The organism is Betaproteobacteria bacterium, from assembly GCA_016720925.1.
GTDB lineage: Bacteria > Pseudomonadota > Gammaproteobacteria > Burkholderiales > Usitatibacteraceae > UKL13-2.
The window spans coordinates 1-25,450 of the sequence record JADKJR010000025.1; the positions used below are offsets into that span (position 1 = coordinate 1).

Genomic DNA, 25,450 nt, shown 5'->3' on the forward strand with positions numbered 1-25,450 from the left:
TCTCAAAGAGGGTCGATTCTCAAAGGGGCCGTGATTTGAGGTTTCCCCACGAATCAAATCCGTGCGCCAGCACCGCCTGTCGCCGCTGCCGCCAGTTGTCGCAGCGCATAAATGTGTGGCCAATCATTAGAAATCTTTCTCAACAAATCCGGTCTCTCGACCACGCGCGTAGCGAGCGTCATCACCGAAATCGTCTTGCGATTCTTGATGTTATTGCTCATCAGTTTCAACTCAAGTTGCTGCGCTTGGGCTGCCTCACCGATCAGTCGCTTTGCCATCCCCGCAAGGTGCGCGATCAGCAACGGCGCCTGCAACCGCCGCTGCCTGCGGCACTTCGCACTGGCGAGCCCCATTCCGTGCGCCGCATTTTTCGTGTCGCGAAACTGATGCTCGATGCGCATACGCCGTGAATAGATGTTGACGATGGCCACTGCATCCAGATAGGCCAGACTCGGCGAGAGAGGTGTTCGGGAGCAGACCACGGATAACTTCTGACGAGACACAAAATAATGTGGTCCATCGCTCTCGCATCCGTGATTGAACGGAACCTAGTTCCCCAGCATATCGTCTCGCAGATCGCCATTTGGCGGGCCTTCCAGACATAAACTTCCCGGAAAGGCGCGCCAGTGCTAGTGTTTATGTTTCATGCCTGCCCGTGTCTGGATATACGCCAAGACTCAATCTTTGGCGCTAGGCAACCATCTGAATCATCTTCTTCATTTCACCGCTCGCAAGCAATCGCGCGACATCATCCGCTCCGCCAACCAGCGTTCCTTTGACGAACACCATTGGAAAAGTCGGCCAACCGGTCCACATCTTGAGTGCGTTGCGCCGCCGCCAGGTGTTGAGGTAGCTGCCGTATTCCAGATACTTGTGGGCGATGCCGGCGGCAGCGAGTGCCTTGCGCGCTTTCTTGGGCATGGGGTTCTGCGCCATGCCGACCACCACCACCGGGTTCGCGGCAATCGCGGCGCGGACTTCATCGATGATATCGACGTGCAAGGTGGCGATCTTTCGCGGATCGCGGGATGGATGTGGGTTTCGTCGAGAATGGGACGGGGTGACGACATGGCGAGCAACCTCTGGAAGATTGGAAAGGCAGACCCGCCATTATGACGCGGCGCGGTGACAATCCGCCTTTCCCCCGACAGCAGACCCAAAATCTTGTATATTCTGCTTCTCTTGAAAACGACCCTGCACACGCTACGCCGCCTTCAGTTCACGTTCATCGCCTTTGTGGCGGTGCTGTGCCTGCTTGGCCTTCAGCAGGGCGCGGCGTTCCACGAGCTTTCGCACCTCGCCGGCGAGCATTCCACGGGGTCGCAAAAACATCTGCCGCATGCCAAGAGCTGCGATAAGTGCGTTGTCTATGCTGAGGTCAGCGGCGCGGGACCGATCACTGCGCATTCCGCGCTTCAGGTACCCGCGCCATATATCGTCATCGCGTCCGGCGCACAATCTTTTTTTCCCGCCCTTACCCACCCGGTCTATTCTGCCCGGGCACCTCCCGCCTTCCTTTGATTTGACATCACGCCGCGTAACGCCTGGACCAATGTCGTCCAGCGCTGCGCACTCGTTGTATGGCTTCAAAGGAGGTTTTCATGGTTTTGAAATTACGATTCGTTGCGACCTTGTTCGCCACGGCGCTGGGGATATCGACGGTTGCGCAGGCGGCCAGCGATACCGCGCTTGATGAAGTTCGCGCACAGATCAAGCAACTGAAGGATGGGTACGAAGCACAAATCAAGGCATTGGAGCAGCGGCTACAGGGACTCGAAGCGGCTGCCAGCAAGCAGGCGCCGGTAGCGGCCCGCGCAGAGCCCGTCGCACCGGCACCCGGTCGCGCCGCCGGTGAAGGGGCATTCAATCCGGCGATTTCGGTGGTGCTCAATGGCGCGTATGGAAATTTTTCCAAGAATCCGGACCATTACGCACTCAGTGGTTTCGTGCCGGCCAACAACGGTCTTTCGCCGGGTACGCGCGGCTTGAGCCTGCGTGAATCGGAACTCGCGATCGCGGCCAATATCGATCCCGATTTTCGCGGCAAATTGCTGCTCTCATTCGATGAAGCCAACGCCGTCGGTGTGGAGGAGGCATATTTCGAAACCATCGGCCTTGGCAAGGGCTTGAGCCTAAAGGGCGGCAGGTTTTTTTTCAGCGCTCGGTTACCAGAACGAGATTCACAGCCACGCCTGGGATTTCGTCGATGCCCCGCTGGTCTACCGTGCTTTCTTGAGCGGCGAAAATTACGCCGACGATGGGCTCCAACTGAAATGGCTGGCGCCCACTGACAGCCTGCTTGAGTTCGGCGCCGAGATCGGCCGCGGCAAGGATCGACCGGGCAGTAATCGCAACAAGAACGGTGGCGGCTCAGGCACCTTGTTCGCGCACCTGGGCGGTGATATCGGCGATAGCCAATCGTACCGCCTTGGGCTTTCGACACTGCGCACGTCGCCGCGCGATGCGACGGTCAATGACATCGATCCGGCGGGCGCGAATGTCACCAATGCGTTCACCGGCAAGACGACAATCGTTGGCGCGGATTTCGTCTACAAGTACGCTCCCGATGGCAACGCCACACGCAGCAGTTTCAAGTTGCAGGGGGAATATTTTCATCGTCGCGAAAGCGGCGCGCTGACTTACGATTTCGCCGGCATTGACGGCCTGGCGGCGTCCAACATCGCGAGCAGTTATGGAACGTCCCAAGCCGGCTGGTATTTGCAGGGCGTGTATCAGTTCATGCCGCAATGGCGTCGGATTGCGCTTTGACACGCTCGCTCGCGGCACGGTCAATATCGGTACCGCCAACCTTGGCAATTTCCAGCGCACGGAATACAACCCGTCGCGCGTGAGCCTGATGTTCGATTACAACCCCAGCGAATTCACGCGCTTCCGTCTGCAATTCGGGCAGGACAAATCGCGGCAGAACGTGACCGACAACCAGATCGTCCTGCAATACATCTTCAGTCTTGGCGCCCACGGCGCGCACAAATTCTAGGGCCCGCTCATGAACATCAATTTTCGAAATATGTTTCCTGCAGTATTTGCCGCAATGCTGAGTGCAACCGCGCTACCGGCGGCCGCGACGCTGAATGTATTCACCTGTGAACCCGAGTGGGCCGCACTCGCACTGGAGTTGGGCGGCGACAAAGTCAAAGTCACTTCAGCCACCACCGCCTTGCAGGACGTGCATCACGTCGAGGCGCGCCCCAGCCTCATCGCCCGCGCGCGCAATGCCGACCTGCTGATCTGCACCGGCGCGGAGCTGGAAATCGGCTGGTTGCCGCTACTGTTATCACAATCGGGCAACCGGCAAATTCAACCGGGGCAACCGGGTTATCTGGAAGCCGCGGCCTCGGTGAAAAAATGGAAGTGCCGCAATTGCTGGATCGCCCGCAAGGCGATGTGAATCCGGCCGGCAATCCGCATATTCATCTCGACCCGCAGAACACCGCCAAGGTAGGCGAGGCCATTACCGCGCGCCTCACACAACTCGATGCCGTCAACGGCGAAACCTACAAATTCCGCGCAACGGCGTTCCAGAAAAAATGGCGCGAGTCCTTGCAGAAATGGGAAGCACAGGCGGCGCCGCTCGAAAGGTGTTGCGGTCGTCGTGTATCACAAGGATCTGTCCTATCTGCTGCGCTGGCTGGGCATGCGCGATATCGCCAGTCTGGAACCGAAGCCCGGCGTCCCGCCAACCACCGGCCATTTGTCCCGGAAATGCTCGCTAAAGCTGCAACGCGAACCAGCGAAGATGATCCTGCGTTCTGCCTATTCCGATCCCAAAGGCGGCTGCATGGTTATCCGAGCGGGCCAAGCTTCCCACGGTGACGCTGCCGTATACGGTGAGTGGAAACGAACAGGCCAAGGATTTGTTCGGGCTGTTTGACGATTCCATTCAACGCCTGCTGGCCGCATTGAAATGAATCTCTCCGCGCTCGAATTCAGCATCCTGATTCCGGCCTTTCTGGCTGGATTACTGGTCACCGCCACCCATGTGCCGCTGGGCATTCAGGTGCTACAGCGCGGGATAGTTTTCATCGACCTGGCGATCGCGCAAATCGCCGGCCTCGGCATCATGCTGGCGGATATGTTCGGCTGGGAACCGCAGGGCTGGGCGGCGCAGGGAGTGGCCATGTCCGCAGCCGTTATAGGCGCCATCGTGCTCACCTGGGCCGAGAAGCGCTGGCCCGATGTGCAGGAGGCGACGATCGGCGTGTCGTTCGTGCTCGCGGCGAGTGCGGCGCTGCTGCTGCTCGCGGGCAATCCGCATGGCGGCGAACACCTCAAGGATCTGCTGGTCGGTCAGATTCTCTGGGTCAACCTGAATTCGCTGCTGCCGGTGTTGCTGGCTTATGCCGTCATCCTGGCGCTGTGGTTTGGTTTCAGGGATCGCCTGGGGCGCGCCGGATTCTACGTGTTGTTTGCGTGCACGGTGACGATTTCGGTGCAACTGGTCGGCGTCTATCTGGTGTTTGCCGGGCTCATCATTCCTGCGCTCGCGACCCGCAAGTTCCAGTCGCGAAGACTGCCCGCCGCCTATGCGACCTCGGCCGCCGGTTATGCGTCGGGATTGGTGCTGTCTTCACTGTTTGACCTGCCATCGGGTGCGGTGATCGTCTGGAGCATGGCGGTCGTCGCTGTTGCGGTTTACGCGGCCCGTCAGCGGGTGAAACCGCCCGAAGCAATTGCCACAATGTAGAAACCCTCTACGCTTCCCACGCCTACCACCGCTGATCCGCTCCCACACCGCTGTCACTGCTGGCGTGCCGTCGACCACGTGATAGCGCGCGTGCTGGGCAGCTGTCGCGCAAGCGTGATTGGGCAGAATCCGCAGCGCCCCCAATGGCAGATCAAGCGCTGTTCCATTGGTGCCGTGACGATGCGCGATGATGCCATGCTCCTGATTGGCCGAGACCATGATGTAATCAGGCATCGCCTTGCCGTTTACATCGCACACCAGGCCGAAGCCCTGATCAACTGTCTGCGCAGCGGTGCCGCGGTCACGCGACATGGCCATCCAGCCGGCATCGACAATCGTCCAGCCTTTCTCGCGTTGATGGCCAATCACGGTGGAGAGGACCGATAGCGCGATGTCATCGACTCGGCACACACCGAGTCCCGCCATCACCAGATCGAAAAACACGAACACCCCCGCGCACTTCGGTCACGCCGTTGAGATCCTGCGCAAACAGGGCGGTGGGGGTCGAGCCGACGCTGACCACGGGGGCGGCGTGGCCTGCCTGCCGCAATCTCTCGGCGGCGCGCAGCGTGCGCGCACGTTCCTGTTCGGCCATGGCTCGTAGCGCGGTATCGCCTCTGCAATCGTAATGAGCCGCCGGCGTGGGTCATCACGCCAGCGACGGTGACACCGCCCGCCGCCAGCATTTTGCGCCACCGCCAGCAAATCGGGACTCTCCGGCAAGATACCTGCGCGATGTCCATCGCAATCAATTTCAATCAAGACGCTGAGCGGCATCGGCAGGGCGGCGGCCGCCTGCGCCAGCGCCACGGCAGCCTCAATGCTGTCGAGAATGACTGTCAGTTTGCGCCACGTTTCAATAGCGCCGCCACATGGCCCATCTTGTTTGGCGTAATGCCGACGGCATAGAGAATATCGGTGAAGCCGCGATCAGCGAAATAGTCCGCTTCGTGCAACGTGGATACTGTGATCGGCCCCGGCGTACCCCCGACATGGCGAGCGCGACTTCAATGCATTTCGCGGTTTTGACATGCGGGCGAAAACCAACCTTCAGGCGGGTGATTCGCTCGCGCATGCGCGCGATGTTCTTCATGCGGCCCTGTTCAAGCAGCAATGCCGGGGTTTCGAGTTCGGACATTTTGCGGTCGGTCATGGAGGCGTGGCTTTCTCAATTCAATCATGCGAGATGCATTGGGGTACTTCCATTGGGGTACTTCTATTAACCTCATTTCCGTTCGCCCTGAGGTATCGAAGAAGGGCATTCCGAGCGCAAATGAATCAATGCCTTATTGAGTGTGCTTCGATACCTCAGCACGAACGGGGATTATTGGAAGTTCCCATTCTGTGAACTCTAGCACTGACGCGGACTTTGGGGGCACTTTTTGCCTCGGAAAGCGCGCTAATTGGCGATCCTCGAACTCGCTTGTTTACCAGCGCGATCGAGGCAATTCGCAGGATACGCGATTGAACGGCCACCAATCGACACCTCATCTGATTTTTGTCAACGTTTCCTCCGGCCATCAGCCTAAGCTCGACATTACAAAAACCATTTCAACGGCGGAGGAGCCGTAACGGGTGACGGTTAGCCGGCGCCGGTTTGATCTGACCTGGCGAGGGGTCGTTTTATGAAGCGATTCGTTGCACGAAAATTCGTCGCCCTGCGGCGCTTTGTCTTCGGCGTCTGTCTGTTGTGGACATACGGTGCCGCGGCTTTTACCCCCGTGAGTGGAACGATTTCCGCCAACACGATATGGACGATGGACGCGAGCCCATACCATGTGGTCGGTGACCTCAATGTCGCGGCGGGCGCCACCCTGACCATCGAACCCGGCACAGTGGTGAAGTTTGCTGACAACTACGTCTACGCGACATATTTCCTCGTCAACGGTACGCTCAACGCACAAGGTACCAGCAGTTTGCCCATCACCTTTACCACGGTGCGGGACGATAGCGTCGGTGGCGATTCCAATGGCGATGGCAGCGCCACGACCGCAGCCGCAGGACAATGGGTGGGGATCCTCGTCAACGATGGCGGCAGCGCCGTGCTGGATCACGCCGTCATCCGCTACGCAGGTGCGTATTTCACGGGTTCCGCGATCTGGACCGGCATGGGCTCGATCTACAAGAACGGCGCGGGAACACTCAGCATCAACAATTCTACGGTGGAAACGAGCACCAGCAAGGGCATCTGGATCAGTGGCGCGACCGGAAGCGTGACGATTGCCAACTCGATTATCCGCGGGCATGCCGTGAACGGCATCGTCGTCGAAGGTTCAAGCGCGACGATGTCTTTCGCAGGAATTCTGTCCGGGACAACACTGAATCCGGTATCCAGATCTACAACAGCAGCCCTTCAATTACCGGCAACACCGTGACCGCGAACACCGGTTACGGTATGTATGTCTACGGTCTTGCGACACCGGCGGCAGTGTCCGCCAATATGCTTGACGGCAACACGGCAGGACCGATCGGCGTTGGCGCCAACAGTTCGCTGATGATGGTTGACGACGACAATGTTTTTCCGGGCCTATTTACGTCGCGAGCGGCAGCGTGTCGCGCTCGATGACCTGGTCGAACAATCGCACCTACTCAGTCGCCCCGATCAACGTCGATGCCGGCGTCACGCTGACCATTCCGGCGGGCCGCGTCATCAAGCTCAGCGGGTACATCTACGTCTACGGCACATTGAATGTGACGGGAACGGCCGCGCAGCCCGTCTATTTCACCAGCCTTGCCGATGATTCGGTCGGCGGGGATTCGAACCGCGATGGCAGCGCGACGCTACCGGCCAAAGGCAACTGGGCCACCTTGTATCTGACAGATGGAGGCAACGCGTCCATCGATCATGCCGTCATCCGGTACGCGGGCGCATACTTTGACGGCTCGGCAATATGGACAGGAATGGGATCGATCTTCAAGACCGGCTCGGGAATCTTTAGCATCACCAACTCGATCCTGGAAACCAGTGCCACAAATGGCATCTGGATCAATGGTGCCACCGGCAACGTCACCGTGCGCGACAACCTGATCCAGGACCACAACGTCAACGGCATCCTTTTCGACAATACCACCGGCAATACCTTGTTCGCCGGTAACATCATCCAGAACAATGCGGGCCCCGGAATCCAGATATACAACAGCAGCGCGAACATCACCGGCAATACCATCAGCAACAACGCGGCCTACGGAATCTATCTGGCGGCGGGTAATGCGACGCCTACCATCACCCGCAACACCATCTCCAACAACCCATACGGTGTCTACGCCGATAGCGGATCGAACCCCATCGTCGGCGGTGCGCCGGGCCTGGGCAACGATTTTCTGGGCAACACGACGCTTGCGGTTGTGAACGTAAACACACCGAGCTTGCTGAATGCCCGCTACAACTGGTGGGGCACCGCGGACGGGCCGACGTTGAATGGTGCCAACGGAGTCAGCCCCAATGTTGACTACGGCAACGTATTGACCAGTTCCGCGGTGCAGGCATCGACTGGCCTGATTTCCATGTGGCGTGGCGAGGGCAACGCCCTGGACAGCATCGGCAGCAATCATGGCACGGCGATAAATGGCGCAACCTATGCGGCCGGATTGGTCGGTCAGGCATTCAGCTTCGACGCGGTGGATGACTATGTCGATGTGCCCAACAGCGACAGTATCAATTTCAGTCCCAATCAGCCGATGAGCATTTCGCTATGGGTCAAGCGCACCAGCACCAATACATCGCAGATCATTTTCGCCAAGCGCGCCGGTTGCGGTGCGCAGGCGCACTATCAACTGCAATGGTATGAAGAAGGTGATTGGTTCGCCTTCTCCAGCACCGGTGGCTTCCAGCAGCGGTGTCGTCACCACCGCGGACAAGCTGCCGCTCAACGTCTGGACCTTTATCGCCATCAGCTTTGACGGAACCAATGCCACGATGTGCATCAACGGCCTGCCGGTGACGAGTCATGCAATGGCATTCGACCCGGCGCCTGTTTCGCTGCGTTTCGGCGGCGAACCCAGTTGCGGCGGCCAGCTGTTCGGTGGTCTGCTGGACGAAATCCGGCTGTATGATCGGCCACTTTCGGCCGCCGAGATTGCGTCCGCCTCAGGACTGGTGCCGGACCCGTTCACCTTCAACGCGCAAGCCGGCGTGGCCGTGGGCTCGGTCGCGGCATCAAACGCCATCACGGTCAGCGGAATCAGCAACGCGACATCAATCTCGATCACCGGTGGCGAGTACGCGGTCTCCACTGATGGCGGCGCGAATTGGTCCGCGTATTCGCCCACGCTTCCCGCGAGTGTGAATGCCAATGATCAGGTGCGCGTCCGGCAGACGGCCTCGGCAAGCTACTCCACGCAAACCAGCGCCGTGCTGACCATCGGTGGCGTGTCGGCAACGTTCAACGTGACGACGCGGCGCCACCGGCGCTGATCAAAGTGGTATCGCGCAAGACGCACGGGAACCTGGGGCCATTCAACCTGGACATCGACAAGAGCAGGTTGATCCATGAAGCGGTCACCGTGGAACCGCGTATCGGCAGCGTCGGACATCAAATCGTGTTCGAGTTCGATACCGTTATTACGGACCACGGTCAGGCAACCGTGATTGGCCCGAATGCTTCGCCCGCCGGTGTGGCCACCGCGTCGCTCTCAGGCACCAGCACCGAAGTCACGGTCACGCTGAGCGGTGTGCCCGACAGCCAGCGCGTCACGATATTGCTTACGGGTGTCAACGGCGGCACCAGTGCGCCCCCGGTATCGATGGGCTTCCTGGTGGGCGACGTGAACAATTCGGGCTCGGTCAATGCGGCCGACATCAGTGCGATCAAGGCAAATCTTGGACAGCCGACTACGGCCACGAATTTCCGATTGGACTTGAATGCAACCGGCACGATCAGCCCCGTGGATATTTCTGCGGCGAAAGCACGGTCGGGATGGGGCATGCCGTAACGGGGATCCCTTCGTCGGCCCGTGCACGCACTGCATGCGTAAGCAACCTGATCCGGATCTAAAACACCAGCACTGGCGCGGCTCTCCGAGCCTTTTTGGCCTGCAATCGCCGTAAAATGGCGTTATACGTTCTTTTTGTGCTCTGTTGACCTGTCCATCGGTCAGCAAGCGCCCGTCACTTGCCGCGCGTGCAACCCTGCGATAGCGTGCTGGAAAGACGAATCAAATGCCGGTTTGCGGGAGCGCGCGCAAGGTTCGCGACAATGCCCTGACAGGAACACCGGGATTGAGCGAATACTCTGCGACTTCTTCAAGCGCGATCAGCAACTGGTCGAACCAGTTACAGTCGTCGGGCCGGGGGTCGGCGAGCAGGGAATCCAGTGCCTCAACTTTGTTTTCAAGATTTTTGTCGGTGGTTTTCATGGTCGCGGTGTTGTTTAAAGTGTTCGCAAATTGTCGAACACCCCCGCGAAGGGCACCAAGTGATTCCCACACAGTTTTCAATATTTCCAATTGGCGCGGATCCAATGCCATTCGCCCGACTTTTGACGGGCTGGGGCTCAGTAATCCCCACCCGAAACTCTGATACCCGCCACCGCCATGATTGCCGTAGCCCCGCACCTGTTGCGTGGGGATGGCGGCGGACGCATCGTAGAGCACTACCACGTTTGGCTCGGTGAGCCAGTCGTGCAGTGACTGAATGAGCGGCTCGGAAATGCGCACGCGCCATTGCTCGGGTAGCGGCACATCGACCACGGCGTCGCCAAAATTGGTTATAGTGAATCAGCACCGGGCAGCTATCGGGCTGGTTCGGCGCCAGATGCGGCGACAAGGTGCGGCGCAGCCGCTCGCTGTCGGCTTGACCGTTCATGAACAGTTCCAGCTTGCGCGCGTACTGCCGGCGCGCGGTGTCAATGTCGAAAATATCCTCGGCGGTCACACGGTTACCACCGGAGAAATCGTCGTATGAAACTTTGCCGCGCACGATCAACAGATGATCGTCAACGATCATCGAGCGGCGCTTGTCGAAGACTTCGCCATAGGCCAGCACCTCGATGCGCGCGCTGCCATCGTCCAGTGACATGACGCACATCTTGCCGCGTTTGCCGTTGCGCACCCGCTGCTCGTGCAGCACGCCCGCGAGCAACACCACCGTATTGGGCTGTATATCTTTCAGTTCGGTTTTGGCGAATTGACGGACTTCAGAGGCGTAGCTGGTAAAGGATGGCCAGATAGATAGAAACCCAGCGATTGCTTTCGTGATTCAGGCGCTCCCGGTCGCTCCAGGGCGCCACGTTGACCAGCGTCAGCACCGCCCGCCCTCGTGCGTGGCTCCCGAACAGGCTCACCCTGCTGCTTGTCGCGCTCAGCCTTTTCCGCGAGTTCAATCGCCTGCGGCGAGGACGTCAGCATGGCGCGGTTGGGCTCGATGGTGTCGGAACGCGCCGGCCCGGATCGGTGCCTCCATGGCGCGACGATTGACCGTGTGCCGGTCAACGCGCCTGACGAAATCGAGCAAATCCTTGAACGGCCCGTTTGCGGCGCGTGCGGCGACAATGTTGTCTATCGCACCGTGGCCGGTACCCTTCACCGCGCCCAGGCCGTACTGGATGGTATTGCGGTCAATGGGCGTAAACCGGTATGCGCCACGGTTGATATCCGGTGGCAGGACCGTAAGTCTGTTCGCCTTGGTATCTTCAAACAGCTGCTGCACCTTGTCGGTGAAATCCATCACGCATGACAAGTTGGCGGCCATGAACGCCGCACCGTGATTGGCTTTGAGATAAGCGGTCAGATAGCCGAGGTAAGCATAAGGGGCGGAGTGGGACTTGTTGAATCCGTAGCCGGCAAACTTTTCCATCGCATCGTAAAGCGCTCTTCGCGTTGGCGGCCGAGACATCGTTCTTCGCCGCACCTTCGCCAAAGATTGCCCGGTGCTGGGCCATCTCTTCGGGTTTCTTCTTGCCCATCGCGCGCCGCAACAAATCCGCGCCGCCCAGCGAATAGCCGCCGATCTCGCGTGCAATCTGCATCACCTGCTCCTGATACACCATCACGCCGTAGGTCGGACCGAGAATCGGCTTGAGAATGGCTTCCAGCTTGGCATCGGGATATTCCACCTTGGCCTTGCCGGTCTTACGATCGCAATAGTCGGGAATCGAATCCATCGGGCCCGGGCGATACAGCGCGTTCAGCGCCGTCAGGTCTTCCGAGCCGGGTCGGGGCCGCGCCGCGAATCAACATGTCGCGCATGCCCTTCGATTCAAACTGGAAGATGGCGGCGGTATTGCCTCGGGTGAAAATCTCGAATGACTTCGGATCGTTCAGCGGAACCTTTTCCAGATCGAACACATCATCGCCCGGGTTGGCGTTCAACGTGTGCACGTTGCGTTCGGCTTCTTCGAGAATGGTCAGCGTGGTCAGCCCCAGGAAGTCAAACTGACCCAAGCCGACGGCTTCGACATCGTCCTTGTCGTATTGCGAGATCACCGAATCCGATCCATCCGCGACATATAGCGGCGTGAAATCGGTCAGCGGCCCCGGTGCGATGAGCACGCCACCCGCGTGCATGCCTATATTGCGCGCAATACCTTCCAGCTTCACGGCCAGCGTCAGCAGTTCATCGACCTCTTCTTCGCTCTTGCGCTTCTCATTGAATTGCGGCTCGGCCTTCATCGCGTCCGCGAGCGTGATGCCGAGCTGGTTAGGAATCAGTTTGGCGATGGAGTCGACATAGTTATAGCCCATGCCGAGCACGCGGCCGACGTCGCGGATCACCGCCTTGGCCGCCATCGTGCCGAAGGTGGCGATCTGCGACCGACCTTCCGCGCCGTATTCGCTTCACGTAGTCGATGACGCGGTCACGGCCCTTCCTGGCAAAAATCGATATCAAAGTCGGGCATCGACACCCGGTCCGGATTCAGGAAACGCTCAAAAATCAGGTCGTACTGCAGGGGATCGAGATCGGTGATGCCAAGCGAATACGCGACCAGTGAACCGGCGCCTGAACCGCGCCCCGGGCCGACCGGCACGCCATTGTTCCTCGCCCAGCCAATGAAGTCGGCCACAATCAGGAAGTACCCCGGAAAACCCATGTGAACGATAATCTTGAGTTCATACTCAAGGCGGGCAAAATAACGCGCGCGCTGCGCGTCGCGCGCGGTGACATTCGGATACAGGAAAGCGAGGCGCTTTTCCAGCCCGGCCTTCGCCGCATCGAAGAAGTAGGTTTCAATCGATTCCCCGTTTGGCGTCGGAAAATTTGGCAACTGTGGCTTGCCCAGCGTGAATTCAAAATGACAGCGCCTGGCAATTTCGACGGCGTTTTCAAGTGCTTCAGGAATATCGGCGAACTGCGCACGCATCTCCTCGCTCGATTTGAAATACTGATCGGCGGAAAAATCGCGGGAGCGACGTTTATCGCCGAGCACTTCGCCGCGAGCGATGCACACGCGCGCTTCGTGCGCCTTGAAATCATCGGCCGCCATGAATTGCACCGGATGGGTCGCGACCACGGGAAGGTCGAGTTTGGCCGCCAGCCGCAGCGATGCGCTCAACAGCGCTTCAGCGCGATCGCGACCATCGCCACCCGCGCGCTGAAGCTCAATGTAGAACGCGTCAGGAAAGTCGGCCGCCCAGGCCTCGGCGAGTATTCGCACGCTTCAGGTCACCCTGCAGGATCGCATGACCGATATCGCCAAAACCTGCCCCGGACAAGGCGATCAGGCCCTCGGTCGCATTGGCGCCCGACATCGCGCCTGCGTCACGCGAGAGCCATTTCCGACTCAGTTCCGCCCGGGCCGCCTGTGTTTTCCCGATAGGCACGCGTCAGCAACTGGCAAAGGTTGAGATAGCCGCTCTGGTTTCGGCACAGCAGCAACACGCGCGAGGGCTGGTCGCGATTTTTTCATTTTCGATCCACACATCGCAGCCGATAATCGGCTGGATGCCGCAGGCGCTCGCCGTCTTGACAAACTTGACCGCGCCGAAAAGCTTGCCAAGGTCGGTAATCGCCAGCGCCGGCATGCGCTCCGCGTGTGCGCGGTTGACAGCGTCGTCAATTCGAACAATCGAATCGGTGATCGAATACTCGGTGTGCAAACGCAGATGAATGAAGGGCGCGAGGGGAGTTCAGGAGGGGGCTTTCAATTCTGGATTGCACGGAAAACTTTCCATGCAATTTTAACATTCGCGGGCACCTCCCATCACGCGTCAGGAACTTGTCTGGCTACCTTTGACGCCGCCATTGCGGCAATGCGCGACAATCTCCTCCGCAACCCTGGGCAGCAACGGCAGCGGGAAATCGTGTCCCATCCCCTTGATGACAGAAAAGGTCGCGCTGCCGCCGCCATCATTGATCACTCGAGCCGTATCGACGCCGCACGCCAACGGCACCAGCGGATCCTCGTCGCCGTGAATCACCAGCGTCGGCGCCTTGATCCGGCGAATGACGGCGGTGCGATCACCGCTCGCGGCAATGGCGAGCAGCTGGCGCGCGGCGCCGGCGGGGTAATGCGAACGATTGACATGGCGTTCGCACACTTCGCGCATATGAGCTTGATTGGGCGGAAAGGTGCGACTGCCGATCGCGCGAAATACGTGCATCATGCGGTGAATCGCGCCTTCGATATCACCGCGCCTGGCGGGCGGTTGCAGAATCGCGCGGCGCGCATCCCAGGTTGGCTTTGGCAGACTGCGGCGGCCGGTGGTTGACATGATCGACGTCAGGCTGGCCACTTTTTCCGGATAATTCGCCGCGAGGTTCTGGCCGATCATCCCCCCCATTGACGCACCGACCACATGTGGTCGCACGAGGCCCAGCGCATCGATCAGCGCCGCTGTGTCTGCGGCCATTTGCTCGATCCGGTACGGCGCCTTGACCGGCAGCCCATCATGAACTTGAGGGCTTGCAGAGGCACGTTTGGCACGGGCATCTGGTCGCTTTCGGCTGGAAAGCCCCACATCACGGTTGTCGAACCGCACCACGCGAAAACCGTGCTGTACCAGCAGATCGATCAACGGCTCCGGCCACAGAATCATCTGCACGCCCAGACCCATGATCATCAAAATCACCGGATCGGATTTCGTTTCCGCGCGATTCGTAGTGAAAGGTGAGGCCGTTGGCCTGAGTATCCGGCACGAAATTTTTCTAGAACACCTGGTCGGCGTTGCGCAAGTGATCGCGAAAGAACCACTGCCGCCAACCGCCGCGATCGAATTTGACCGGGCGCCTTCCGCCTGGGCGAGCTGGTCGGCAATGGCACACAGCGCAATCGGGTTCATGCCGAGCCCGATGTGGCTGGCCATGACTTCAATGTTTTCAGCGTGCTTTGATTCACGCTGATACGACAGCGGCCACGACACGACGCCATCGGTGCGACTGAAAACCGAGGTGGTCGGCACTGGTGGCGCTTCCTTCACATGCGCGAGCTTTCGGGATCTTCCAGTTTGTGGCCACTGGCAAATTCATATAACCGCCATGCGTTGGTGGCCTTGGGATCCCCGGCAAACGGCGTTCCCAGCGTAATCACGCTGCGAATGTGATCCGGCAGTGCCTTGGCGACCCCCGGCGTAGATGCCCCCAGACTCCAGCCGATCAGGCTGACGGTTCGACCGGTGTCGGCATGAATCTGCTGCACCCGTTCGATACTCTTTTGCAGCACGCCCTGGCGTGGACCGAAATTGAGCCCGAGATCCCACCCGTAGGTATCGTAGCCTTGGGCGGTCAGGAAATTTCGCAGCGTCACCGTCGTCAAATCGCCCGCGCCCAGCCCGGGAAACACAATCACCGGATGGCCATCGCCTTGCGGGGTGTTTTTCAGGAATGGCCACGCCGCAAGGGTTGCGCCGAACTCCAGCGGCGCGCGCCCTTCCAGTTAGCAGAAACGCGCCTGGGTGGGCGCAGCATAGATTTTGTCCAGTGTGTTTTGCATGACGTCTCGAACCCATTGCCGATGGGGATTTCAGGTTTGCGCGGGCGGTCTTTGCCGCCCGTCTTTCTGCGGGAATTATGCATTTTTCTTCGCGACTTTCTTGGTGCGGGTCAATTTCCGGCAACAATTTCACCTTATTCTTTGTGTCCGTATTTTTTGCCGCCGTTTTCTCCATGGCGGTCTTCCCGCCAACGGCTTCCTTCATTCTCGTTTTTTTCGTTGCCGCTACCTTGGGCACCGGCTTCTTGATTGTCGGCTTGCCGCCAATGGTCTTCTTTGTAACCGCTTTCGTCTTTACGTTCCGCACCGATGATTTAGGCACACTTTTTCGGCGCGGCCCGACGAGGCGCCGGTTTCGCCGGCACGCCTGCTCGCCGGAGAACGCGGCTCTCGCGAGAGCGCCAGCAATTCCTGATGCGCCGCGCAAATGTGCGCCGCAAATCCGCGCAAATCCGGTACCGCCTCCTTGCAGGCAATCAGCCCGTAATACAGTGAACCGGCATAGCTTTGGATGGTGATATTGAGGGCCAGCCCGTGGGTGACGATCGACACCGGGTAGTAGGTGATCAGTTTCGCGCCCGCCAGATAAAGCGGTATTTGCGGTCCTGGTACGTTGGAGACAACCAGATTGGCCACCACTGGAATGCGATTGCTCGCCACCGCGGTTCGGTATAGCGGCGTGATCACGCTCATCAACCAGGGGATGCCGAGCGAGGGCAAGTCCGTTGGAATCAGGCTCTTCATGCCGCCGGTAAGCGACTTCGCCTTGGTGCTGGCTCTCACAATGGCGGCAAGGCGTTTGCGGGGATCGACAATATTGGTCGCCAGGCTGATGAGCATCATCGTCACCTGGTTGCTTTGCGACGTATCGCCGGGAATGCGCAGGCTGGCCGGGACACCGCCGATCATGGCTTTGGCCAGCGCCGCCTTGTTTCCCGGCGAAATAGCGGCGCAGCGCGCCCGCGCAAACCGCGAGCACGATGTCGTTGAGCTTGGTATCAAAATGGCTGGCGATCGCCTTCGTTTCGGCAAGAGACAATTCAGCGCCTGCAAGGCGCGTTCCCCGCTGATCGCCACATTCAGCGACGTACGCGGCCCGAGGGAGATTCCACCGGGAATCTTCTTCAGAAGCGACGTGGCAATTCGCTGCAGCGAATCGCCGGGTTTGAAATCCACCAGGTGGCCAAATCCCGTTCCTTGCTCCGATGGCGCACCGGCTTTCTTTGCCTGCGATGACGACAGCAAGCCGGCACCAGCCGCGCCGGCCAGTCTCAACGCATCGGGGACCGCCTTCACGATTCGCGTGTACTGCGCAACCGTATTGCGAAATGCCGCGCTCAGCATCCTGGCGGTCGTGGGCGGCAGTCGCGGTTTTGCCGATTCGTATTGCTGCCGGGCGGCTCCACCGCGCGCGGTGTGGCGCTGGTGTCGAGAATCGCGTGCGCCAATGCCACGCCACCCGGCCATCGAGCGCGGCATGATGAATCCTCGGAATAGAACGCCACGTTGCCGTCCGCAAGCCTTCGATGACGGTGAATTGCCACAGCGGCTGTCGCGGTCCACGCCGTTTCTTCGTGCAACTTGGCCACTGCTGCGTCGAGCTGCGCTTGCGTGCCGGGCTTTGGCAACACCACATGCGTGATGTGGTCATCCAGATTGACCTTGGTGCCGCTTAGCCAGATGGGATTGGCGAGATCGAGCGGCATGAACGACAGGCGGCGGGAAAACAGCGGAGCCAGGTGCAGGCGGCTCTCGATGTGTTTGCGGACTCGCGGGTAGAAACTGCCGCGGTGGCCTTTCGGCTCTTGCAGCAGACTCACACTGCCGACATGCGCGGGCACTTCCGGCGTTTCGAGTTGAAGGAAAAGTGCATCCAGCGCGCTCAGGTGGTGCATGTGCGGGTCTCCTCGCCGCGGGCGGTTTCTTCTGGAGCGATCTACCGGCGGCGGTTCATTTTGGCATGTTTTGCCAAGCTAACCGGATTGTCGCCTTTCGCGGAAAAAGGTCTTCAGCATCTCGCCGCACTCGTCGGCCAGCATGCCGCCTTCAAAGGTGGCGTGATGATTCAGTTTTTCCTCGGCGGGCAGGTTGATGACGCTGCCGCAGGCGCCGGTCTTGGGGTCATTCGCGCCAAACACCACGCGCCTGACGCGGGCGTGCAGCATCGCGCCAACACACATCATGCAGGGTTCCAGCGTGACGTAAAGCGCGCAATCCACCAGCCGGTAATTCTTGAGGTGCGCGGCAGCCGCGCGTAACGCGACGATCTCGGCATGCGTCGTGGGGTCCGATGATGTGATCGGCTGATTGAAGCCACGGCCGATAATTTCGCCGTCCTTGACGACGACCGCACCGACGGGCACTTCACCGAGGTCCCACGCGCGTTGCGCGAGGGCGAGCGCTTCGCGCATGAAAGACTCGTCGCGGCTTTCAGCCATACGCAACCGCATGAGATGGGCGCGCAAAAACTCAAGCACTGGCGCGGCGTCTCAGCCGAAAATGCCTTAAACGCCGCGCCAGTGCTAGACTTTATCCTTGGCAACACGCTTGCCTTTCTCGCGAACATCAACTTCGTCGGCATGCAGTTTGTGCAGAAACCGGTGCACCAACGGCGCGAACACGACACCCGCGCTCATCTCCAGCATCAGGCCCGAATAGATCGCGTAACAACCCGAAAAAATCTTCGCGCCAGTGGTTTCGGGCACGGCAAGTGGGCCCATGCCGGAGAGAATCATGGCGGCATTGACGAAGGCGTCAGCCCAATCCAGCTTCGGAAAAAAGTACAGGTAGCCGACCATGCCAATCGCCAACGAAATCACGATCATCCCAAGACCGAGCAGGACCGCGCGCATCAATCGCGACAGGAACTGTTGCTTTGGCAGAACCGGCTTGGAGACGTGTTCAAACATCGTGGCTCACATCACTCCCCGACGTAAGCGTCAACTTCTATCTCAATCAGATGTCCGGGATCAATCAGCTTGCTCACTTCCACCATGGTCGCGGCCGGACGGATGTCGCCGAAAAACTCGCCATGTACCCGGCCAATCGCCTCCCATTGCGAAATATCGGTGACGAACATGCGCGTGCGCACCACGTCCACCATGGATGCGCCTGCCTGACGCAGCGCGCGTTCAATCTTTTGCAGAGCGTAGCGCGTTTGTGCGGCCGCATCGCCTGCGCCAAAGACCTGGCCATGGTCATCGGTCGCGGTGGTGCCGGACACCCAGACGTGTTGACCGATCCGAACGGCACGGGAGTAACCCACGACGGATTCCCAAGGCGCGCCGGAAGAGATGTTCTCGCGTTCAGACATTCACGACACAGCCTTGGTTTGCTGCCAGGCCATCTTTCTGGCAGCGCGTTTTTGCGATTCCTGCGTATTGGCATCGGCAAATTCGCGACCGAAATCCACTCCCGCCACAGTTGCATTCAATTCCGCCAGCCGCAATGGTACCGGCGCCAGCAAATACGCCCGGCCATATGCATCACGGGAAAGAATTTTCAGATCCACCAGCCAGCGCCGCAATTCGACGTAGTCCACATCCAGCATACCGCCGGCAGACTGCAACCAACGATAAAGAATTTCGTTCACTTCTCGCTCGGCGAAAGTTCGTGCAGCCGGAAATTCGCATCGCAGCGACAGGAGCAGCAAATCGAAATCGTCGGGACTGGCGTCGAGCAACGCGCCCGGCGTGAGGCCACGCTTGATGGCAAGTTTGCGGAAACGACTGACGAGATCCACGATCGCTATTCCCACTCAATCATCAACGGCACTTGCACGCCTTTGTCAGCCATATGGGCTTTTTCGGCAGGTTGCATTTTTACCGTCAGATTTACCATCAATTTCATTTGATCCCCGAAAATACTCTCATCATCTATCGACATGTATCGAAATGGATCGAGCTCTGAATTGAGCCCCTTAAGGATCGTTCGGCATCTATTGGTATCTATCGAGAGCACCGCTTTTTCTCGCCATGCGTTCTTTCAGTATCTTTAAAAGGGCTATCGGCAGCACAAATTCGGCGGTAGAGACAGACAGTCGGATTTGCGCAGCGTAACACTCCATCACGCAAGCGGCATGCAGCCCCTTCGCTGTTTCGTGCACGGTCTCAAAAATTGCCGATTTGGTCTTGCGCATTGCAATCAACCCCCATCAATATCCGTACCAGCGGCGGTAAGCATCAATCCATTCTGCACCTTCTTGCCGCTGCTTCGGCATCGGCAGATCGAGGATTGGAATTGCTTGAGTCGACTTTCCACGCGAGTAAATGGCGACGATTTCGCCCCGCTTGATGATATCGAGTTCGGCAACCGTCACTTTCTGCCCAAGCACTTGGGTCACGAACGGAAGGGCGAGATTTTTCTCGATCATGGTGAAGAACCAGCCAGCCTGCTCCGATTCGTTGTAGGCGTCGGTAGTCGCCTCCTCGATCAGCTTATCCAGGTATTTCGCGGTGAACTTCGCTGTCTTTCCCATTCTCACCTTTTATCAGTGCTACGACTTCTTCCAGAGTCCCGCGTCAGCCAGACGTCGGGCCAAGGCGCCGCGTTTTCCATGCCGGACCATGAATTGGGGCAATTTACGGTCGAAGTCAGCGCGGGAGGCGCAAAGAGCATAGGCATCAGATAGATCGACGAGGGCACATTTTACCTCCTCTTAGGCAGAGGCGATGCCACGGTCGGCTCGCTTATCGGCATTCCGCCAGCAGTGGTCGAAATTGGCAGCCAGCGAGCACAGGTAGGCTTCCCGCTTGGCCTGCCGCTCGGCCTCGGCCCTTTTGCGCTGTGCTGCTTCCTTCGTCTTTCTCGTTTCGGCAGCGGACACAGCCGGCGTTTGAAGTTCCATGACGGTACGGCGCCGCAGTTCCGCCACTCCTTTGGCCGCTGTTCGCGCTGCCAGGCAAGGTAGCGCAATCTCAGCCTACGCTCGGCTTGCTGCGCGTGCCCTGTCAAGAGCAGTTTGAGCATCGCTGCTTTCTCTGCAGTTGGAAGTTCGGCGATCCAGGCGTCCAGTTCCGCATCGCTCTTCCCATCGGGCTTTGTAGCTTGCTGGTCGGACAGTCCGGCTGCTGTCAGCAGGTCCTCATCTACTTCAAGAAATTCTGCCAGCGAGTGTTGCGCAGCGGTCAGTCGGGAAAGCTCAGGCGGTGGCGGGGCTCGGTGCTCTCGTCGTCGACTACGCCAGCGCTCACGCCGGCCAGCCAGCCGAGATAAAAGTGAACGCATGTCGCCACGCAGCAGTTCGTCGCGCAATGGAGTCAACCTGCCCATCCATCCCCGCCCATCCTCCTCGGCAAAGCGATCGTAGTTGTCACTCTCGCTCAGTGCCCATTCGAACAGCCAATGTGTTTTCGTCTGCTCCACCGAAAAAGCGGATTCAGTTTCAAAGGTCCGGAGGTCTCAGCATCGAAAGCACCCCTTGGCACCTGCAAGTACAGACTGCAAGTACACCAGTTAGCAACATAAACGTGGGCGTCGAAGTATCGCTGCATCCAGTCGACTGGATCTCCCTTGAGATTGCCCCACTGGTAGTCATTTACGAAGCTGGTCGGCGTAATGTTGGCGCGAGACGAATGCGAGCGAAGTTCCGCCATTTGCTTCGGCGTCAATGGTTCATCGATCGCAACAAATTCGTAGTACTGGTATTCGCTCATGTCGAGTGATTTTGCGCGAAATTAGACTATCTTCATTTCAAACATATTCCCTTTGAATCTGTCGGATCCACGATGCGATCGATGGCAGGCCGCTCCTGATCCGATACCCCATGGCCTTGTATCCGCGCTGGCGCTTCTCCCACATCCGTAGTAGCGCGGGGTGGCCCATGTCGACGAAATCGATAATCCGCACGTCAGTCTTGGTCGCATGCTCTCGATGCAGACGCCCGGCGTATTGCTGCAAGGTTCCCTTCCACGACACCGGCATCGCCAGAACCAGGGTGTCCAGAGGAGGATGGTCGAAGCCCTCCCCTACCAGTTTGCCGGTCGCAAGCAGTACGCGCGGAGCTTCCGGTGGCAAAGCCTCGAGTTGCCCAATTAGCGCGGCGCGCTGCTTTCGTGACATCCGGCCGTGCAGGACAAATGGAGACGGAATCTTTCCGTCCAAAGCCGCCGCGATGGCAGCGAGATGGTCGGTGCGTTCGGTCAACACCAGCACCTTGCGTCCGTGGTTGAAGGCATGTTCGATTTCACCGGAAATTGCGGTCGTGCGAGCCTGATCGTTGGCGAGGTGCCGGAACACATCCTGAATTCCGGCGTCGGTCGGCAGGTCGATCCGTGCGGGTAACGAATACGGTACCACCTCGAGGTCGTGCGGTGCACTAGCAGGTTTTGCTGCTGTGTGCCGTATCGGGCCACACTGCATGAAGATGATCGGTTGCTGGCCGTCGCGGCGGAACGGCGTGGCGGTCAGACCGAGCACGTATTTCGCCTTGGCGCGCTTCAGAATGGCGTCGAATGACACCGCGCCGACGTGGTGGCATTCGTCCACGATGACGTGACCGTAGTTCTCGACCAGCGAATTCACCTCGCCCTGCCGTGACAAAGACTGCATCACCGCGATGTCGATCTTCCCTGTGGCCTTGGCTTTGCCGCCGCCGATTGTGCCGATCACGCCCTTGCCGATGCCGAGGAAGGCCTGCAGACGTTCCTGCCACTGTTTGAGCAACTCGGTGCGATGCACTAGTACCAGGGCGTTCACGCCACGCTTGGCGATCATCGCTGCCGTCGCGACCGTTTTGCCGAAGGCGGTAGGCGCGCACAGCACGCCAGTGTCCTGCCTCAGCATTGCGGCAACCGCCGATTGCTGATCGAGACGCAGCTTACCGAAGAAGGTGACGTCCAGCGGCTCTCCGCCGTAACGCTCTTCACGGAGGTCGCTGCGGATGCCGTTGTGTCTCAGCAATTCCTGCACGGCATCCAGGCATCCGCGCGGCAGGGCAATGTGCTGTGGGTAGTTTTCGGCACTGCCAATTACGCGCGGTTTGTCCCAGACCGACATCCGCATCGCCTGTGCCTTGTAGAACTCCGGGTTCTGGAACGCGGCAAGGCGGATCAGGCGGTTGGCCAGCGATTGCGGCAGTTGCGCCTTCTCGAAGTAGATGAGATTGCTCAGCGTCACGGTGAGTGACTTCGGCATTGTCCCCGGCAGCTGCTTCGTCGACGGGGCCGAACGCTGCCACGGCGTAGCCAAGTCTTCTTCGTCGATGAAAGTGACATCCAGTGGATGCGCCCTGCCCGTCGCACGCAGGATGGTCGGCTCGATGTCATGCGGTGCCATCGGATGGATGGACGCCAAGAACGCCCACTGGTCGTGGTAGGGATGCAATTCCGCATCAACGAAAACGCTGCAGCCGTTCTCACGAGGCACCTTCTGCAGGGGCAATGCGATCAGGTTGCCAAAGCCGCCCTTGGGCATCGTGTCCTGATTGGGAAACAGGCGGTCGTAAGACTCCAACTTCAATTGCCGGGTTCGCGAACAGGTGTGACTGATGATGGCCGTGCCCAGGCGACGGGCATCGCGGGCCGAGACCCTGCCGGCGAAAAATACCCAGGCGTGCGCCCCTTTCCCCGAGCGCGAAATCTCGAGGGCAGCGGGCACGCCAAGTTCGCAACACGACTGTACAAAGGCGCGGGCGTCATCTCTCCACTCGGCCTCGTCGAAATCGATGGCGAGGAAATGGCAAGTTTCGTCCTCCAGCAGGGGATAGACACCGACCGTGTGCTCACCGGTCAGATGGTCGAAGATGACCGAGTCGGTCAGCGGAATCAACATTCGGTTGCTACAGTCCCCGCACTTGATGCGCGGCTTTTCGCAGACACCTGCACGCCACTCGTTGGCACAGGCCGGCGAGTAACCGGACTTGGCCGACGTCTTGCTCTCCCAACGAATCGGGTAGACATCTGTGCGCCCCCGGAATAACCGCCGAAACAGCGCCACCTTCTCGTTCGTGGAGAGCCGTGATGACTCCGGCGTTGAGGCAGGCGACGAGCGCTCTGACTGCTGGATGCGCCATTGAATGCCGTTCGCATACCGCCGCGCGCTGAGCCGGGCGTTTTCGGCCTTTAACTCCACCGATGGATCGCGTTCAACCATGAGCCCCATAACCGGCAATCAAGTCGTCCATATAAGTACGCACACCGCTACTGATCCCGCGACGTCAGAAGTCCCGGAAACCTTTTTTCACGCAATTCTTCGAGGACCGATTCCGCGAGCTTCCACCCCTCCCCGCCCATCCTCGCGATCAGCTCTATCCAAACCCGCTCGAAGGCATGGATCGCATCCAGTTCTCCAAATTGAATCCCCACCGGCAGCAACGGAGTGATGTCCTCTGTCAGACTCCGAGTGAGCTTTTCAAGCATGCGCTGCTCGGCCATTGCGCGCGTGATCGGCTTGCCTTCCATTGCCAGATAGTGATCAAAACATGCGATGACTTTTTCCGGGGCCAGCGCAAGTTGCTCCAGTCCCTGATGCAAATCGAAAAGGTCGCGGCTCGCGCGTCGCTGCAGTAGCGCGCGCAGCTTCGTGCCAAATAGTTCCTCGGGCTCGAATGACGCGATCTCGGTCTTTCCTCGGTACCAGTCGGTTTCCAATGCAAAGGGATACCGCTTGATACCGAGCAGGTTCGTGTGCTCGCGAGTGTTTATCTCGACCTTGAGCTTGAGCGTTGCTTGGGAATCGCCCTCCGGTGTGAACTTGAACACCAGATGCATCGAGTGACCTGCCTGCTCTCGCTGACATCTTCCAAGCCACGACAGTGCTTCCCGGATCGCGTCGACCGTCGCACCGATGGGCTCTGCCTTCATTTGCACGAGGTCGATGTCTTCGGAATAGCGCAGCGGCTGCTTGAACAGCAGTTTGTGGATCGCCGTTCCGCCCCGGAACGCTATCTTGTCCTTCAGTGCCGGCGCATTGAACAGGTCGCACAGCGCGCGGCTGATGATCAGGTCCTGCTCGATCTGCCTCAAGTCGGGCCAAGGCGCCTTGACACTCCATGCCTGCAGAAAGGCGGTGGGAATCATTCTGCGACCTCCACCGTTTCATTGATCATGAGCTTCCATTTCACGTTTCTCTCGTGAATCTGCGCCAGTGCCGCCACGATGGGCTTCACGGCGGGATCCAGTGACAGCGTCGTCTTGGCTTGACTGACGAACGGCTCCAGCGCACGGGCCTGGCGACCGTGCCCCGCGCGTTCGAGCAAATATCCGAGCCGACGTACAGCCGAGTTTTCATACGCGGCAGCCGCCTTCGTCAACGCGCGCGGATTGGCCCTTGCGCCGATGTCCTTGGCGACATGCGCGACGCCGTTGATGCCGGCCGCCTTGTGGAAGTAGCGTACGCAATCCAGCAGCGTCAGTTCGACGCCGGCCACCTTTGCGAAGCCGGCATCGCTCTTCATCTGATCGACCAGGTCGGGCTTGTTGAGTTGAGCGAATGCCTCGGGCCGCTGATAGAGGAACTGCAGGCGGTGACGACCCATGATTACGTCACGCAACTGCCGCGGGACGACGACCTGGAAGACCATGCTGGCCTGATGCGAAGAGCCGTGGAATGCCGCCGCGCGCAGCAGCGAAATACGGTAGTCGATCCCCTGATGCTTCATCAGCGGGTCAATCCACTTCACTGGGTCTGGCGCGCCGGCGATCTGGTCTTCCGGGCGCAGGATCAGATAGAAGCCATGCCTAGGGTTCGCCAGCCGGTGCTTGCTGATTGCACGCGTGAGCGCCGCGGCTAGTGCCTGCGGCTTTAGGCCCAGCGCAGCGGATACATCATTCCGGGAGAAGCAAGCGCGACCGTGCCTGAGCAGATCGTCGAGGTAAGAATCGATGGAAGCCATGCCATAACATACGCAAAACTCGACAAATAATCAATTGTTTCGCATATG

Annotated in this window: 21 protein-coding genes and 6 pseudogenes; 9 read left to right on the top strand and 18 right to left on the bottom strand. The window is 59.3% G+C overall.

What is annotated here, in order from left to right:
• Positions 1-53: 53 nt before the first annotated feature.
• Positions 54-482, bottom strand: coding sequence for a hypothetical protein (locus tag IPP88_21380; protein ID MBL0125145.1), 429 nt, complete (start codon positions 480-482; stop codon positions 54-56).
• 208 nt (positions 483-690) lie between these two features.
• Positions 691-1,070 (bottom strand): annotated as a pseudogene (locus IPP88_21385) (glutaredoxin).
• Positions 1,071-1,182: 112 nt separating this feature from the next.
• Here IPP88_21385 and IPP88_21390 point away from each other — a divergent pair.
• The 4 genes and pseudogenes from IPP88_21390 (at position 1,183) to IPP88_21405 (ending at position 4,705) form a co-directional block, all read left to right on the top strand.
• On the top strand, positions 1,183-1,521 hold the full coding sequence (locus IPP88_21390) for a hypothetical protein (GenBank protein ID MBL0125146.1): 339 nt from the start codon (positions 1,183-1,185) through the stop codon (positions 1,519-1,521).
• 110 nt (positions 1,522-1,631) lie between these two features.
• Positions 1,632-2,998, top strand: a pseudogene (locus IPP88_21395) (hypothetical protein).
• A 9-nt stretch (positions 2,999-3,007) separates the two neighbouring features.
• Positions 3,008-3,929 (top strand): annotated as a pseudogene (locus IPP88_21400) (zinc ABC transporter substrate-binding protein).
• Positions 3,926-4,705 (top strand): metal ABC transporter permease, encoded by a 780-nt coding sequence (locus tag IPP88_21405; protein ID MBL0125147.1) that lies wholly within the window; start codon positions 3,926-3,928, stop codon positions 4,703-4,705. Before IPP88_21400 ends, IPP88_21405 begins: the two are co-directional and overlap by 4 nt.
• Here the strand turns inward: IPP88_21405 and IPP88_21410 are convergent.
• Positions 4,589-5,858 (bottom strand): annotated as a pseudogene (locus IPP88_21410) (alanine racemase). The gene IPP88_21405 and the pseudogene IPP88_21410 sit on opposite strands and share 117 nt — an antisense overlap.
• Before the next feature lie 852 nt (positions 5,859-6,710).
• Between IPP88_21410 and IPP88_21415 the strand changes: the two are divergent.
• The 4 genes from IPP88_21415 to IPP88_21430 are packed head-to-tail and all read left to right on the top strand — an operon-like array spanning position 6,711 to position 9,637.
• Complete coding sequence (locus tag IPP88_21415) at positions 6,711-7,271, top strand: right-handed parallel beta-helix repeat-containing protein (protein MBL0125148.1); 561 nt, start codon at positions 6,711-6,713, stop codon at positions 7,269-7,271.
• Complete coding sequence (locus tag IPP88_21420) at positions 7,256-8,605, top strand: right-handed parallel beta-helix repeat-containing protein (GenBank protein ID MBL0125149.1); 1,350 nt, start codon at positions 7,256-7,258, stop codon at positions 8,603-8,605. Before IPP88_21415 ends, IPP88_21420 begins: the two co-directional genes overlap by 16 nt.
• Positions 8,526-9,119 carry a LamG domain-containing protein gene (locus IPP88_21425; protein ID MBL0125150.1) on the top strand — a complete coding sequence of 198 codons (594 nt, stop codon included), beginning with the start codon at positions 8,526-8,528 and terminating at the stop codon, positions 9,117-9,119. The genes IPP88_21420 and IPP88_21425 overlap by 80 nt, the downstream gene beginning before the upstream one ends.
• 5 nt (positions 9,120-9,124) lie before the next feature.
• On the top strand, positions 9,125-9,637 hold the full coding sequence (locus tag IPP88_21430) for a hypothetical protein (GenBank protein MBL0125151.1): 513 nt from the start codon (positions 9,125-9,127) through the stop codon (positions 9,635-9,637).
• A gap of 222 nt (positions 9,638-9,859) precedes the next feature.
• Here the strand turns inward: IPP88_21430 and dnaE are convergent.
• The 3 genes and pseudogenes from dnaE to IPP88_21445 form a co-directional block, all read right to left on the bottom strand.
• Positions 9,860-13,663, bottom strand: a pseudogene (gene dnaE, locus IPP88_21435) (DNA polymerase III subunit alpha).
• A 186-nt stretch (positions 13,664-13,849) separates the two neighbouring features.
• Positions 13,850-15,040: an alpha/beta hydrolase gene (locus tag IPP88_21440; GenBank protein MBL0125152.1), complete on the bottom strand. Its 1,191-nt coding sequence runs from the start codon at positions 15,038-15,040 to the stop codon at positions 13,850-13,852.
• A gap of 14 nt (positions 15,041-15,054) precedes the next feature.
• Positions 15,055-15,426 (bottom strand): hypothetical protein, encoded by a 372-nt coding sequence (locus IPP88_21445; GenBank protein ID MBL0125153.1) that lies wholly within the window; start codon positions 15,424-15,426, stop codon positions 15,055-15,057.
• Between the two features lie 3 nt (positions 15,427-15,429).
• Between IPP88_21445 and IPP88_21450 the strand changes: the two genes are divergently transcribed.
• Positions 15,430-15,819 (top strand): hypothetical protein, encoded by a 390-nt coding sequence (locus tag IPP88_21450; GenBank protein MBL0125154.1) that lies wholly within the window; start codon positions 15,430-15,432, stop codon positions 15,817-15,819.
• Between the two features lie 45 nt (positions 15,820-15,864).
• On the opposite strand, the gene IPP88_21455 is transcribed toward IPP88_21450, so the two are convergent.
• The 12 genes and pseudogenes from IPP88_21455 to IPP88_21510 all read right to left on the bottom strand — a co-directional run bounded on the left by IPP88_21455 (position 15,865) and on the right by IPP88_21510 (position 25,402).
• On the bottom strand, positions 15,865-16,914 hold the full coding sequence (locus IPP88_21455; protein MBL0125155.1) for a DUF1298 domain-containing protein: 1,050 nt from the start codon (positions 16,912-16,914) through the stop codon (positions 15,865-15,867).
• On the bottom strand, positions 16,908-17,465 hold the full coding sequence (locus IPP88_21460) for a hypothetical protein (GenBank protein ID MBL0125156.1): 558 nt from the start codon (positions 17,463-17,465) through the stop codon (positions 16,908-16,910). Before IPP88_21460 ends, IPP88_21455 begins: the two co-directional genes overlap by 7 nt.
• Positions 17,466-17,543: 78 nt before the next feature.
• Positions 17,544-18,008, bottom strand: a complete 465-nt coding sequence (gene tadA, locus IPP88_21465) for a tRNA adenosine(34) deaminase TadA (GenBank protein ID MBL0125157.1) — start codon at positions 18,006-18,008, stop codon at positions 17,544-17,546.
• An 84-nt stretch (positions 18,009-18,092) separates the two neighbouring features.
• Complete coding sequence (locus tag IPP88_21470; protein MBL0125158.1) at positions 18,093-18,479, bottom strand: hypothetical protein; 387 nt, start codon at positions 18,477-18,479, stop codon at positions 18,093-18,095.
• Positions 18,480-18,490: 11 nt separating this feature from the next.
• Positions 18,491-18,883, bottom strand: coding sequence for a RidA family protein (locus IPP88_21475; protein MBL0125159.1), 393 nt, complete (start codon positions 18,881-18,883; stop codon positions 18,491-18,493).
• Positions 18,884-19,312, bottom strand: a complete 429-nt coding sequence (locus tag IPP88_21480) for a DUF2087 domain-containing protein (protein ID MBL0125160.1) — start codon at positions 19,310-19,312, stop codon at positions 18,884-18,886.
• 195 nt (positions 19,313-19,507) lie between these two features.
• Positions 19,508-19,708, bottom strand: a complete 201-nt coding sequence (locus tag IPP88_21485) for a hypothetical protein (GenBank protein MBL0125161.1) — start codon at positions 19,706-19,708, stop codon at positions 19,508-19,510.
• 15 nt (positions 19,709-19,723) lie between these two features.
• Positions 19,724-20,047, bottom strand: coding sequence for a hypothetical protein (locus IPP88_21490; GenBank protein MBL0125162.1), 324 nt, complete (start codon positions 20,045-20,047; stop codon positions 19,724-19,726).
• An 18-nt stretch (positions 20,048-20,065) separates the two neighbouring features.
• A pseudogene (locus tag IPP88_21495) lies at positions 20,066-21,224 on the bottom strand (hypothetical protein).
• 37 nt (positions 21,225-21,261) lie between these two features.
• On the bottom strand, positions 21,262-23,661 hold the full coding sequence (locus IPP88_21500) for a DEAD/DEAH box helicase family protein (protein ID MBL0125163.1): 2,400 nt from the start codon (positions 23,659-23,661) through the stop codon (positions 21,262-21,264).
• A gap of 47 nt (positions 23,662-23,708) precedes the next feature.
• Positions 23,709-24,587, bottom strand: coding sequence for a nucleotidyl transferase AbiEii/AbiGii toxin family protein (locus tag IPP88_21505; protein MBL0125164.1), 879 nt, complete (start codon positions 24,585-24,587; stop codon positions 23,709-23,711).
• Complete coding sequence (locus IPP88_21510) at positions 24,584-25,402, bottom strand: hypothetical protein (GenBank protein MBL0125165.1); 819 nt, start codon at positions 25,400-25,402, stop codon at positions 24,584-24,586. The genes IPP88_21505 and IPP88_21510 overlap by 4 nt, the downstream gene beginning before the upstream one ends.
• Positions 25,403-25,450: the final 48 nt, after the last annotated feature.